Origin of the sequence: Streptomyces sp. NPDC019224, assembly GCF_040632605.1 — a bacterium.
Taxonomy (GTDB): Bacteria; Actinomycetota; Actinomycetes; order Streptomycetales; family Streptomycetaceae; genus Streptomyces.
On record NZ_JBEYCF010000074.1, the window covers coordinates 16,089 to 27,152 of the forward strand.

The 11,064-nt window shown below is 69.7% G+C and carries 16 protein-coding genes; 3 read left to right on the forward strand and 13 right to left on the reverse strand.

Annotated features, from left to right (window positions below):
* Nucleotides 1-114: 114 nt before the first annotated feature.
* From ABZ564_RS30715 to ABZ564_RS30770, 12 genes are all read right to left on the reverse strand, one after another.
* Nucleotides 115-429 (reverse strand): hypothetical protein, encoded by a 315-nt coding sequence (locus tag ABZ564_RS30715; RefSeq protein ID WP_360862494.1) that lies wholly within the window; start codon nucleotides 427-429, stop codon nucleotides 115-117.
* Nucleotides 430-516: 87 nt separating this feature from the next.
* The gene (locus tag ABZ564_RS30720; protein ID WP_360862496.1) at nucleotides 517-1,359 is read right to left on the reverse strand and encodes a helix-turn-helix transcriptional regulator; all 843 of its coding nucleotides are present in this window, start codon (nucleotides 1,357-1,359) and stop codon (nucleotides 517-519) included.
* On the reverse strand, nucleotides 1,356-1,892 hold the full coding sequence (locus ABZ564_RS30725; protein WP_360862497.1) for a DUF6879 family protein: 537 nt from the start codon (nucleotides 1,890-1,892) through the stop codon (nucleotides 1,356-1,358). Before ABZ564_RS30725 ends, ABZ564_RS30720 begins: the two co-directional genes overlap by 4 nt.
* A gap of 2 nt (nucleotides 1,893-1,894) precedes the next feature.
* Nucleotides 1,895-2,098, reverse strand: a complete 204-nt coding sequence (locus ABZ564_RS30730; protein WP_360862499.1) for a hypothetical protein — start codon at nucleotides 2,096-2,098, stop codon at nucleotides 1,895-1,897.
* A gap of 353 nt (nucleotides 2,099-2,451) precedes the next feature.
* Nucleotides 2,452-2,706: a hypothetical protein gene (locus ABZ564_RS30735; protein WP_360862501.1), complete on the reverse strand. Its 255-nt coding sequence runs from the start codon at nucleotides 2,704-2,706 to the stop codon at nucleotides 2,452-2,454.
* The gene (locus tag ABZ564_RS30740) at nucleotides 2,703-3,392 is read right to left on the reverse strand and encodes a hypothetical protein (protein ID WP_360862503.1); all 690 of its coding nucleotides are present in this window, start codon (nucleotides 3,390-3,392) and stop codon (nucleotides 2,703-2,705) included. The genes ABZ564_RS30735 and ABZ564_RS30740 overlap by 4 nt, the downstream gene beginning before the upstream one ends.
* Complete coding sequence (locus ABZ564_RS30745; protein WP_360862505.1) at nucleotides 3,389-3,802, reverse strand: helix-turn-helix domain-containing protein; 414 nt, start codon at nucleotides 3,800-3,802, stop codon at nucleotides 3,389-3,391. Before ABZ564_RS30745 ends, ABZ564_RS30740 begins: the two co-directional genes overlap by 4 nt.
* Complete coding sequence (locus ABZ564_RS30750; protein ID WP_360862507.1) at nucleotides 3,786-3,974, reverse strand: hypothetical protein; 189 nt, start codon at nucleotides 3,972-3,974, stop codon at nucleotides 3,786-3,788. The genes ABZ564_RS30745 and ABZ564_RS30750 overlap by 17 nt, the downstream gene beginning before the upstream one ends.
* A gap of 6 nt (nucleotides 3,975-3,980) precedes the next feature.
* Entirely contained in the window at nucleotides 3,981-5,804 is a 1,824-nt protein-coding gene (locus ABZ564_RS30755; RefSeq protein WP_360862509.1) for an ATP-binding protein, read from the reverse strand.
* Nucleotides 5,801-6,640 carry a bifunctional DNA primase/polymerase gene (locus tag ABZ564_RS30760; protein ID WP_360862511.1) on the reverse strand — a complete coding sequence of 280 codons (840 nt, stop codon included), beginning with the start codon at nucleotides 6,638-6,640 and terminating at the stop codon, nucleotides 5,801-5,803. The genes ABZ564_RS30755 and ABZ564_RS30760 overlap by 4 nt, the downstream gene beginning before the upstream one ends.
* Complete coding sequence (locus ABZ564_RS30765) at nucleotides 6,637-6,939, reverse strand: hypothetical protein (protein ID WP_360862512.1); 303 nt, start codon at nucleotides 6,937-6,939, stop codon at nucleotides 6,637-6,639. The genes ABZ564_RS30760 and ABZ564_RS30765 overlap by 4 nt, the downstream gene beginning before the upstream one ends.
* Nucleotides 6,936-7,124, reverse strand: coding sequence for a helix-turn-helix domain-containing protein (locus tag ABZ564_RS30770; protein ID WP_360862514.1), 189 nt, complete (start codon nucleotides 7,122-7,124; stop codon nucleotides 6,936-6,938). The genes ABZ564_RS30765 and ABZ564_RS30770 overlap by 4 nt, the downstream gene beginning before the upstream one ends.
* 106 nt (nucleotides 7,125-7,230) lie before the next feature.
* On the opposite strand from ABZ564_RS30770, the gene ABZ564_RS30775 reads away from it, so the two are divergent.
* Together ABZ564_RS30775 and ABZ564_RS30780 are read left to right on the forward strand one after the other, a co-directional pair.
* Nucleotides 7,231-7,728: a helix-turn-helix transcriptional regulator gene (locus ABZ564_RS30775; RefSeq protein ID WP_360862516.1), complete on the forward strand. Its 498-nt coding sequence runs from the start codon at nucleotides 7,231-7,233 to the stop codon at nucleotides 7,726-7,728.
* The gene (locus ABZ564_RS30780) at nucleotides 7,712-8,794 is read left to right on the forward strand and encodes a site-specific integrase (RefSeq protein WP_360862517.1); all 1,083 of its coding nucleotides are present in this window, start codon (nucleotides 7,712-7,714) and stop codon (nucleotides 8,792-8,794) included. Before ABZ564_RS30775 ends, ABZ564_RS30780 begins: the two co-directional genes overlap by 17 nt.
* Nucleotides 8,795-8,824: 30 nt before the next feature.
* Here the strand turns inward: ABZ564_RS30780 and glnA are convergent, their stop codons facing one another.
* Nucleotides 8,825-10,234, reverse strand: a complete 1,410-nt coding sequence (gene glnA / locus ABZ564_RS30785; protein ID WP_360862519.1) for a type I glutamate--ammonia ligase — start codon at nucleotides 10,232-10,234, stop codon at nucleotides 8,825-8,827.
* Nucleotides 10,235-10,530: 296 nt separating this feature from the next.
* On the opposite strand from glnA, the gene ABZ564_RS30790 reads away from it, so the two are divergent.
* Complete coding sequence (locus ABZ564_RS30790; RefSeq protein WP_360862521.1) at nucleotides 10,531-10,998, forward strand: RDD family protein; 468 nt, start codon at nucleotides 10,531-10,533, stop codon at nucleotides 10,996-10,998.
* The last annotated feature ends 66 nt before the right edge of the window (nucleotides 10,999-11,064 follow it).

Sequence of the window (11,064 nt, forward strand, 5' to 3'; positions counted from 1 at the left end):
CCCGCTACCGACGGCGCCAGCACCTCCCGGGCGCCGGTCAGGTAGCGGGGGCTCTTTACCGCGGTCATGGGGGCGGTAGTGCCTCCTGACCTGCGAGGTAAGGCGGGTAGAGGGTCAGAACGCGTGCACGGCCAGGGCGTCCTTGTACACCTGCCACAGCCCCGAGCCTTCCGCGCAGCGGCTGCTGTCTGTGCAAACCGTGCAGCGCTGCGTGTGGATCAGGTACGCCCGATACGCCGCCGCGTCCGGCAACTCGGACGCCGGGACAAGCCCGCGCTGCTCGCGGCACGGGGCGCATGCGTACAGGCGTACGCCCGGGCCCGAGCCCTGCTCGATGACGTGCACCAGAACCGCGGTCCCGGACGGGCCCTTGTGCCAGTGGCACCAACCCACGTTTGCTGTCTGCGAGGTGTTCGTCTGTGAGGCCATGGCCAGCACGTTAGGAACGAGCAGGGCGTGCCTGCTCGGCGATTGCAGACGATTGCTCCTCCCCGCAGGGACGTTGGTGCCGGTTGCTCACGCGGTTGCAACCACGGCGCGCGCCCGGGCGATGAGGCGGTGCGCCTGAGGGCCGGACACCGCGGCTGCGCGCAGCCTGTCCCACACCCGGCCGTACAGGGCAAGGTCGTCCGCAGCGTCGTACTGCAACTCCGTGTTAATCGTCTCGACGACGACGCGTTGTTCGTCGAAGATCCAGAATCCGTGCTTCGGCGTGACGCGCATCGAGGCGCCGAGGGGGACGACGCCGAGTTCCACCGTGGACATGCCGATGAGTCCGACAAGGCGGTCCAGCTGGCCGGCCATGACCTGCCGTCCGCCGACGACCGCGTGCAACGCGCCCTCCCACATGAGGACACGGAACAGCTTCCCCGCCTCGTACAGCACCTCCTGTCGGCGCATGCGGGCCTGTACGGCTGCCTCGGTGTCTCTCGGGGAGCACATCAGCTCTGCGTTCTGCGCCATGAGGTGGCGTGCGTAGTCAGGTGTCTGGAACAGCCCTGGCACAACGGTGGGTTCGTAGCCGCGCATCGTGGTCGTGCGCCGGTACTCCATGACGTACCGGTCCTGCACCGGGGCGTCCCCGGCGGCGAGTTGGCGCCTCCAGTGGCGCTGCTGGGATTCCAGGCCGCGCAGACGAGCGAGCAGGTCCGCGGCAGCGTCCGGGCGGTCCGCGGCCCGGGCCCATGCTTCGAGGTCCGCGGGGCTCGCGGTCTGCCGGCCGTTCTGGAGGCGGGACACCTTCGACCGCTGCCAGCCGAGCCGCTCGGCGAACTCCTTGCCGTTGAGACCGGTCTCGGCGCGCAACTCGTCCAGCCGCGCGCCGAGCGCCTCGCGGCCGCTCTGGAAGTCCGTACTCACACGGCCGAACGTACCCGCGTCCAGACCTCGGCAGAAGGCCGGGCGGCGGCGAGGGCAGCGTCACGGGCGCGGCAGGCGGCCAGCACCTCGCCCGCGTCCTCGATGAGCTCGACACCGGTTGTGGTGTCGGTGTCGTCGATGTGCATGCGCACCAGGGTCCGGGAGTCGAACAGCCACAGGTCGAAGTCGGGCAGGCCCATCCGCACCGCCGCGGCGCGAGGCAGTACGCGGATGTCCTCGCCCGCCTCGACATTCCCGGCAGCCGTGGCCATGAGGAACCGCTGCCCGTCCGTGGGCGGGTCGTCAACGATCCGGACCCGAGAGAACCGCGCGCCCTGCTCCGCCTTGGCCCGTACGTTCACGTTCCACGGGTGGCCCGGTTCGGGGGCCGGGTCCTTGCCCTGCATGAACGCCTGGAACCGGGCGCCGGCCCGGTCGGTGGCGTAGCCGCGGCGAGTCTCCAGACGGAACGCGGTGTGCTGGAACTCGGCGAAGTGGTGAGCGATCTCCTCGAAGAGGATCAGGGGCGGCACGGTCACTCCTTGGGGGCAAAGCGGGTCAGCAGCGCGCGCGGGATGACAACGAACGTCTCGTGCTCGCCGACATCGCGCAGTTGGGCAAGGTGCTCGGGATCGGTGAGCCGGTCACCCTGGACGACGATGTCGCCGGTCTCCTCGACTTCGTACAGCGTCGGGCAGTTGCCGTGCTCGGACGTGGTGCCGATGAACCTGAGCGTCATGCTGGCGCTCCCTTCCCATTGGTGGGGGCACCAGCATGCAGCCCCCTGCCCGGCCTTGGACGGCAGTTGCGCAAGATTGCAGCGACTCCCAGACGCCGCCCCGTTGCACGCAACAACGCCCGGCCCTCGCGAGGGCCGGGCAGCTGAAGCACCCGAAGAAGGTCGTTACGCAACGTGACGGCAGCGGACCCTTTGAACCCTCCGCCACCCCGAGCGCCCTCCCCCGCGTCTGGGAACCCCCTGGCCGGAGGGGTCACCCCCCTGGGTGGGTGTGACGCTGCGTGTTGTCCGGCGTTGCGTCGGACTGGTGCTCTGCGTTGCGCAGTGCGGCCGCGTCTGTCGTCGCGTGACGTTCAGGGGGCGTCGCCGTTCATGAGCTGGTCGAGCTGGCCGCGGTCGCGTGCGTCGACGATCTGCTGCGGCGTCATGTGCTTGAGGTCGGCTCGGGTGAGCTGGCCTTCGACCGGTGGTCGAGGCGCGCGGCCAAGGTACTGGTCGAGCAAGCCGTCGTCGTCGGCCCGCACGTATTCGTCAGGCGTCATCGCCTTGATGTCCTTGCCGGCGAGCTGCCCGTCGGGGTAGGTCCAGGTAGGGGGGTGGGTGGTCATGCGCTCTGCCCCTTCTGCGTACGGAAGCCGGATCGGGCTGCTGCCTTCACCTTGTTGATGCGCTCCTGGGCATTGGCCTTCGCCTGTGCGTGCCGGGAGCCGGTGGGGTGGGCAGCGAGGTACTTGACTGCGATACCGAGCTGTTCCAGGTGGTAGGGCAGGTTGCTGATGTGGTTGACGGTTGCGTACACGCTGTCGCCGGCGAATAGCTGGTCGCTGTGGTTTCCGCGTCCCAGGTGTGCGTGTTCGGCTTGCAGGTCTGCGGGGGAATGGACCTTGGGCACGTCGAGGGCTGTCATGCGGGCCCGCCACTGGTTGACGCGGGTGTTGTGGTCCGCGAAGTGCTGGGTGTAGGCGAGCAGCGCGTTGAAGAGGTCGTCAACGAGCTGGTCGGGGTCGGTGGCCTGGGTGTAGGCGTCGATGTCGGCCTTGAGGCTGGCGAGGTCGGCGAGGCGGGCCTCACGCTTGGCGTTCTCGGCTTTGCGTCGGGTGGCTTCGGCGCGGAGTTGGGCGAAGGTGCCGAGTTCGCGGGCGTTGGCGATCTGTTCGGGGGTCACGGTGTCGTCGCCGTTGCGTACGCGCTCTTCGAGCGCGGCGGCGAGCGCCGCGGCTTCGTCGGCTTCCTGTACGGCGGTGGCGACGTCGGTCTCCGCAGCTGCGTGGGCGGCAGTGAGATGGGCGGTCATGCGGCCGGTCCCTTCCTGTAGGCGTCGAGGGCTTGGCGGTTGATGAGCCAGGCCGGGCCGGCGCGTCGGGCGGGGACGCGGCCGGTCCGGGCGAGGCGGCGCACGTATTCGGTGCTGCATCCCATGAGTGCAGCGGCTTCGTACGCGGTCAGTTCGACTGTGGCAGGGGGCTCGGGCGGGGTTCCGGCGGCGGAACTCGGGTTGGTGGCGGGTGGGTGTTGAGCGGCTTCGTGGAGGGCGTAGAGGACGTGGCGGACGGCGGGGGTGACCTCGCCGCCGTCGGTTCGTACGCGGGCGGTGAGGTCTCGGATGAGGGCCCGGAGGACTTCGCCGGCCACCTCGGGGGGAATGGTGACGGAGCCGTCCGGGCCGATGAGCCGGGCCGCCGTCGAGTCAGGCGGCGCGGTCACGGGCAGGTGCCGGGGTGCGGGTGGCCCAGATGAGTTCGCACGCCTTGTCGGTGCACTGGACCAGGGTGTGCCAGGTGCCTGCGATGCGGGCTGTGCCTACCTCCCGGGCGGGGCGGGTGGTTCGGCAGGCGGGGCAGTGCAGCCGGTGCTGCGGGGTGGTTGTCCTCGGCATCAAGGGCTACTCGCATCCGGGGTGGTGGGTGTCACCGGCGGCGGTGAGCACCGGGTCCATGGGGTGGTTGCAGGCGAGGCACACGGACTGACTGGAGAGAGGCCGCATTTCAGCGTCCCCCAGCGTCCCAGCGTCCCCCAGCGAGGAAAGGTGCAGGTCAGGGGTGGTGTCGTGGGGGGCCGCTGCGAACGGTTCAGCGACCCCCTCAGCGCCCCCCAGCGACCCCCCAGCAGGAGGGGGGGGCGCTAGCGGCCCCCCTGTAGCGACCCCCCTGTTTCCGCTGGTCAGAGCGCTATTCGGGGTGTTGGGGGTCGCTGGGGACGCTGTTTCGTACCTTCTCTCTGTTGTTGCCGTGAGTCGGTAGAGGCGCTGCCGGAGCGGCTTCGGGCCGCGCTTGCTGTCGTCGACCTCGATGCCAACGGTTCGGAGTGCTGGGGCGAGGCGCTTGAGCTGTCCGCCGGCGCGGGTTGAGTCCTTCGGCCACTTCTTCGGCAGCTTGTCCGGGGTGGGGACGCGGTCCAGCAGTTCCGACGCGGTGAGGGTGAGACCGTCAGCGCCTGCCCGGTCGACGAGCGCCACCACGGCCTGCGCGAACGGCTCGCCGTCGAGGACGTCCGTGACGGCGTCGCGGGCGCTCGCCTTGTACGAGCCGAGGGTGTTCCAGCCCTGCACCTTGTCGACGGCGGCCAGGACGCGGGCGAAGTCGGCCATGCGGGGGCGCTCGGTCAGGACGACGTCGGGCAGCACCTTGAGCACCTGGGCGAGGAGGTCGAACAGGGAAGCCAGGATCGAGGGATGGGCGTCGGCGTAGGCCGCGTCCATCTCGGCTTCCTCGCGCCGCTTGTGGTCGGGGATCAGGTGGAGCTCGATGGTGAGCAGCCGTTCGGCGAGGTCCCCGGCGAGCGCCCCGGCGTCGATGGTGGTCATGGCGAGGACCCGGCGGAACTCCAGCACGACGACGTCGTCGTCGGTGTACAGGGCGCGGTCGACGATGCCGTCTCCGGTGACCGCGCGGCACAGGGCGTCGGACAGCCAGTCGGGGATGACGGACACGTTGTCGAGGCACAGGGCCCAGGAGTTGAACGCCTGGGTGGCCCACGACTTGATGTCGCGGGGCGCGGTGCGCTTCGGGGCGCCGGAGGGGTCGATGATGCCGATGACCATTTTCGCCGAGTAGGACTTGCCAGTGCCCTGCTCGCCGCGGAAGGTGAGGATGGGGTGCGGCAGGTCGGGGATGAAGCAGGCGACCAGCCAGGCGACGAGGAGCCGGAACCCTTCCTCGTCGGTGTTGAGCAGGGCGTGGAGCTTGGCCAGGCCGTCGCCGTTGCGCAGGGGCGCGGGCAGGGGCTTCATGGCGCCCGAGCGGCGGAAGAGGACCGGGGAGCGGGCCGCGCGGTCCCACCCGTCGGGGGTGATGACGACGCATCGGCCGTCCGCGTCGCCGAGGTCGACGACGACGCCGTCCCCGTGGCGCGCGACCCGGACGTGCGGGATACGGGGGTCGGCGGCCTGGGCGACGCCTTCGAGCACGGTCATTGCGTCGGCGAGCGCCGACTGCGAGGCGACGGCGCCGCCGTGTTCGTCGTTGTAGATGCGGGAAAGCTGGGAGCGCAGGCCGGCCTTCCCTCGGAGCGGCAGGGCGATGTTCGCCCCGTCGGTCTTCACTCCGTAGGGGCGCCCGTCCTCGGACATGAACAGGTCGTACCGCTTCCGGGCGATCGCGACCAGCTGCGCGGCCTGCGACGGTCCGCGCCCCTTGCTCTCCTCGGGCTCCTCGATGCCGTTCTGTTCCAGGATTTCGCGCGCCTTCGCGGCGGTGTCATCGGTCATCGGGTGGCCCTTGATCGGTAGGCGGAAGTAATGGTCTGGCGGGCCTCGGCTTCGGAGAGCCCTACGTGCGCAGCGGCGGCGAGCAGGGCGCCCGCGATGTTCGGCGCGGCGGCATCGTGCTCGAAGGCGCGGCAGGCGGCCCAGTACAGGCGGTTGTTGCGGGCCCCGGACGGGGACTCAAGGACGAACCGGACCAGCGGGGCGAGGCGGTCGGGCGCCTTGCGCCCGAGCTGAACGGGTGCGGCGGCCGGGCGCTCCGGTGTGCTCTGAAGCGCGGTGAGGAGCCACGCGGGCACGGCCGCGGGCGGCTGCTCGGAGTCGGCCAGTTCGTAGACGACACCGGTCGCGTGCACGGACCCGGGACCGATGACGTAGCCGTTGCCGCTGCGCACGTCGCCGTCGAACTTGCCGCGCAGGGCACCGAGCCCGTTGCCGAGCCTTGTGCTGCCCGGGGCCCAGTAGTAGTCGTGGTGGCCCTTGGCGGTGGCGACGCGCATCGTGGGGGTGTGGCGGTGACCGAACGCTTCGGCGGCGTCCTCGATGGCCCCGGGCCGGTCGGAGTCGACGACGAGGAGCCGTGCCCCGTCCGGGCCCGTGCACGCACCGACCGCGACGCCGACGTTCCGCAGCCGGCCACCGATGCTGCTGTGCACCTGGTCGTCGTCGAGGGTGTGGGCCCGGGTGAACGGGACACAGGGGTGTTTCCCGCGGTCGGCGCAGACGGCCGGGTCGTGGCCGCGTCCGATGCCGCTGCACCGGTCGGTCCCGGGGTGGTCGCAGGGGAACACGGGGAAGCCGTGGCGGACGAGCCAGAGCGCGCCTTCGAGGGGTGTCACGCTGCCTCCTTGGTGACGGGCTCCAGCCAGTAACCGCGGTGGGGCCCGGTGCTGCCGCAGTGAGCGGAGCGGTGCCCGTAGGTGGGGCGGAGTTGGTCGCCGCCGCCGTGGCGGTGGGTGCGCCGGCAGTACGGGCAGGTGTCGATCACGAGGACCCAGTACCGGCCGAAGCACCCGCGGGCCGCGTAGGCGCGGCAGTAGGCGATGACGGAGGCGCGCGGTACCGTGGTGGTCGACCCGCTCGCCCGCTGGTCTTCAGCCCCCTGGTTGCCCGCCGGGGGGTTTCTTCTTGCGCTCATGCCGCGGCGCCCCCGGCCTGGCGCTGATCGAGCCACGCTTCGACGTCCGCAGGGCGGTAGCGCACATGCTTTCCGACGGGGCAGGGCTTCGGCCCGGTGCCCATGTGGTTCCACCGGTACACCGTCTTGACCGGCACACCCAGGTACGAGGCGAGTTCCGCAGGCGAGAGGAGGCGAGTCGCCATGGGTCGTTCACGTCCTTTCAGAGAACATCGGCGGGCAATGAGTGCCCGTTGGCGCTCATGGTGCCTCGCTCTTGCGTGTTCCGCAAGTTCCCTTTAGTGTTCCCTCATGGAACAAAACAAGGTGTGGTCCCCCACGGCCACTGTGGCGGAGCGAGTGCGTGAGGCACGCGAGCAGCGGCGCCTTACGGCACAGCAGCTCGCGGACCGACTTGCCGCACAAGGCATCGCTTGGCAGCGAAGCACCGTTGCGAAGCTGGAGAACGGCAACCGTGAAAACGTCAGCCTCACCGAATGGCTCGCCCTTGCCGCAGCGCTGAACGTTGCCCCGGTGCATCTCCTGGTGCCCATCGACGTTGCTGACGACGCCGCGTACCAGGTGACGCCGGAGACCACCGTGCCGGTGGTCGTGGCTCGCGAGTGGATCCGGGGTAGCCGGCAACTGCCCGGGGAGCGGCGCCGTGAGTTCACCGCGCAGGCGCCGGAGGGGGAATGGGTCAGCTTCGACACGACGACCCCAGACGGACAGCGTGCGGCCATCGAGTGGCTGAAGAGGTCTGAACTCGGGACTATCACGACAAGGGGTGACAGTGGCGAGCATCGCTAAGCGCCCAAACGGGAAGTGGCGGGCCCGGTACCGGGACGTTGCCGGCCGGGAGCACGCACGGCACTTCGGCCGCCGCGTCGACGCGCAGCGCTGGATCGACGAGGAGTCGGCGAGCATTGTCACTGGTCAGTACGTCGACCCGAAGTCGCGGAAGGTCACCGTTGACCAGTGGTGCGACGTGTGGATTCAGGGCTACGGATCACGCCGTCCGTCGTCTGTCCGTCAGGCGAACGTGCACCTGGCCCGGATCCGGCAGGAGTTCGGCCCGCTCCCGCTCCTCGCGGTGCAGCCGAGCATGGTCCGCAACTGGCTCGCCCGGCTGGGGTCGGAGGGCTTGTCCGCGTCGTACCTGTTCGCGCTGCACTCGCGGCTGTCGCAAGTGATGCGGGACGCGGTTCTTGACCGCAAGGTTCCGGCGAACCCGTGCTCGCGGCGGACGTCGCCCGGTGCCGGGAAGCAGCGCGCCTACGTGGCGACGGAAGCCCAGCTGTGGGCGTTGTACGAGCAGGCCGCGGTGAAGTATCAGCCCGCGCTACTGCTCGGGGCGTTCGTCGGGCTGCGGGTGGGGGAGGCGTGCGGGCTTCGGCCGGCGGACGTCGATCTGACGGCCCGGACGATCACTCCGGCGGTGCAGTACCCGGCGCTCCCGTTGAAGACGGAGATGTCGGGGGAGACGGTGCCGATTCCCGACAGCCTCGTGTCCGTGCTCAAGCCGCTCTGCACCGGGCGGGAATACCTCCTCGTCGACGAGGAGGGCGAGCAGGTCGGGCCGTGGCAGATCGAGCGGGAGATGCGCCGGATCCGCGGGAAGGTGGACGGCCTGCCTGCGGGCTTCCGCTTCCACGACCTGCGTCACTTCTATGCGTCGTTGCTGATTGCGTCGGGGGCAGACGTAAAAGTGGTCCAGCACCGTCTCCGCCACGGTTCGGCGAAAACGACGCTGGACACTTACGGTCACCTGTGGCCGGACTCGGATGAGTCGACGCGGACCGCTGTAGAACGTGTGATGAACGGCAAGATCAATAGTCTTGCGGACTCTGTGCGGACTGAGGGGGCGCCGGAATGACGCCACCCCAGCTCACGGGTCGGGTGCGGCCTACAGGTCGAAGTACAGCTCGAACTCGTGCGGGTGCGGGCGCAGCTGGATCGGGGCGATCTCGTGCGTGCGCTTGTAGTCGATCCACGTCTCGATCAGGTCGGACGTGAAGACGCCGCCGGCCTGGAGGTACTCGTTGTCCGCCTCAAGGGCGTCCAGGACGGCCGGGAGGGACGTCGGGACCTGCTGGACGTTGGCGTGCTCCTCGGGAGCCAGCTCGTACAGGTCCTTGTCGATCGGCTCGGCGGGCTCGATCTTGTTCTTGATGCCGTCCAGGCCGGCCATCAGGAGGGCCGAGAACGCCAGGTACGGGTTGGACGACGGGTCCGGGGCGCGGAACTCGACGCGCTTGGCCTTCGGGTTGGAGCCCGTGATCGGGATGCGCATCGCGGCGGAGCGGTTGCGCTGCGAGTACACCATGTTGACCGGGGCCTCGAAGCCGGGCACCAGGCGGTGGTAGGAGTTCACCGTCGGGTTGGTGAAGGCCAGCAGCGACGGGGCGTGCTTGAGGATGCCGCCGATGTAGTAGCGGGCCATGTCCGAGAGGCCCGCGTAGCCCTGCTCGTCGTAGAACAGCGGGTCGCCGCCGGCCCACAGGGACTGGTGGACGTGCATGCCCGAGCCGTTGTCGCCGAAGATCGGCTTCGGCATGAAGGTCGCGGTCTTGCCGTTGCGCCAGGCGACGTTCTTCACGATGTACTTGAAGAGCATCAGGTCGTCGGCCGCGGCGAGCAGCGTGTTGAACTTGTAGTTGATCTCGGCCTGGCCGGCGGTGCCGACCTCGTGGTGCTGGCGCTCGATCTCCAGGCCGCTGTTCTGCAGCTCCAGGGACATCTCGGCGCGCAGGTCGGCGAAGTGGTCGACCGGCGGGACCGGGAAGTAACCGCCCTTGTAGCGGACCTTGTAACCGCGGTTGTTCTCGATCGCACCGGTGTTCCAGGCGCCGGCCTCGGAGTCGATGTGGTAGAAGCTCTCGTTCGCCGACGTCTGGAAGCGGACGTTGTCGAAGACGTAGAACTCGGCCTCGGGACCGAAGTACGCGGTGTCGGCGATGCCGGTGGAGGCGAGGTACGCCTCGGCCTTCTTGGCCACGTTCCGCGGGTCGCGGCTGTACTGCTCGCCGGTGATCGGGTCGTGGATGAAGAAGTTGATGTTGACGGTCTTGTCGCGGCGGAAGGGGTCGACACGGGCGGTCGACAGGTCCGCGCGCAGCGCCATGTCGGACTCGTGGATGGCCTGGAAGCCGCGGATCGACGAGCCGTCGAAGGCAAGCTCGTCGGCCGGGTCGAAGGTCGCCGCCGGGACGGTGACGTGCTGCATCACGCCGGGCAGGTCACAGAACCGGACATCGATGAACTTGACGTCATTGTCGGCGATGAACTTCTTCGCGTCGTCGGCGTTCTGGAACATCCAACTCCTCCTACTCCCGGCCCGGGAGGGACGGGGTTGCAGCTCGTTGTGGCCAGTGCGGTGGCACACGCTGGACCCGACCATAGGCAGACCGGATTTCTCAAGCATGACCCATTTGTTTCGCAGAAGTTAACCGGCGCGGGTGCGAGGAGAGGCCGTACGGGCCCCGGACCGCCTCCCCCGCCCTGCCCCCACGGGTTTCCCGGCTGTTTCAAACCGGTGTCCGAGGAATGGGACGAGGCAGGGGCCGGCACCCGCCGGGGAAGGCGCACGGCCCGGCGCAGTACCGTGGTCGGGTGGACAATAGGCAAGCAATCGGATCGTGGCTCTCCGGGCCGCGCGCGGCCGCCGAGGAGATGGGCGCCGACTTCGGCCACCGGGGCAAGCGGCTCGGCCTCCCCGAGCAGGGCCCCGGGGCGATCGCCCCGCTCGGCCGGCGCTTCGGGGCCCTTTTCATCGACTGGGCCCTGTGCCTGCTGATCGCATACGGGCTGTTCGCTCGCGGTGACCAGCAGGCGTCCGGCAACTGGGCGCTCGGCATCTTCCTCGTGATGAGCGTCCTCACGGTCGGCACCATCGGCTGCACCCCGGGCAAGCGCCTCATGGGCATCCGCGTCATCGCCGAGGACGGCGGCCGCCTCGGCCTCCTCCGCGTCCTCGTCCGCAGCGTGCTCCTCTGCCTGGCGATCCCGGCCCTCGTCTGGGACCGAGACGGCCGCGGCCTCCACGACCGCCTCGCCCGCGCGGTCCAGATCCGCGTCTGAGCCGTACGGAGCGCTCTGAGCCGTTCGAAGCGCGAAGAGGGCGGGCCGTGAACCACGTGGTTCACG

What these genes read in the sequence shown, in the direction of transcription:
- ABZ564_RS30765 (WP_360862512.1), bottom strand. Translation starts at nt 6,939, where the DNA reads ATGAGCGCAAGAAGAAACCCCCCGGCGGGCAACCAGGGGGCTGAAGAC.
- ABZ564_RS30775 (WP_360862516.1), top strand. Translation starts at nt 7,231, where the DNA reads ATGGAACAAAACAAGGTGTGGTCCCCCACGGCCACTGTGGCGGAGCGA.
- ABZ564_RS30750 (WP_360862507.1), bottom strand. Translation starts at nt 3,974, where the DNA reads ATGCCGAGGACAACCACCCCGCAGCACCGGCTGCACTGCCCCGCCTGC.
- ABZ564_RS30730 (WP_360862499.1), bottom strand. Translation starts at nt 2,098, where the DNA reads ATGACGCTCAGGTTCATCGGCACCACGTCCGAGCACGGCAACTGCCCG.
- ABZ564_RS30740 (WP_360862503.1), bottom strand. Translation starts at nt 3,392, where the DNA reads ATGACCGCCCATCTCACTGCCGCCCACGCAGCTGCGGAGACCGACGTC.
- ABZ564_RS30755 (WP_360862509.1), bottom strand. Translation starts at nt 5,804, where the DNA reads ATGACCGATGACACCGCCGCGAAGGCGCGCGAAATCCTGGAACAGAAC.
- glnA (WP_360862519.1), bottom strand. Translation starts at nt 10,234, where the DNA reads ATGTTCCAGAACGCCGACGACGCGAAGAAGTTCATCGCCGACAATGAC.
- ABZ564_RS30735 (WP_360862501.1), bottom strand. Translation starts at nt 2,706, where the DNA reads ATGACCACCCACCCCCCTACCTGGACCTACCCCGACGGGCAGCTCGCC.
- ABZ564_RS30770 (WP_360862514.1), bottom strand. Translation starts at nt 7,124, where the DNA reads ATGGCGACTCGCCTCCTCTCGCCTGCGGAACTCGCCTCGTACCTGGGT.
- ABZ564_RS30715 (WP_360862494.1), bottom strand. Translation starts at nt 429, where the DNA reads ATGGCCTCACAGACGAACACCTCGCAGACAGCAAACGTGGGTTGGTGC.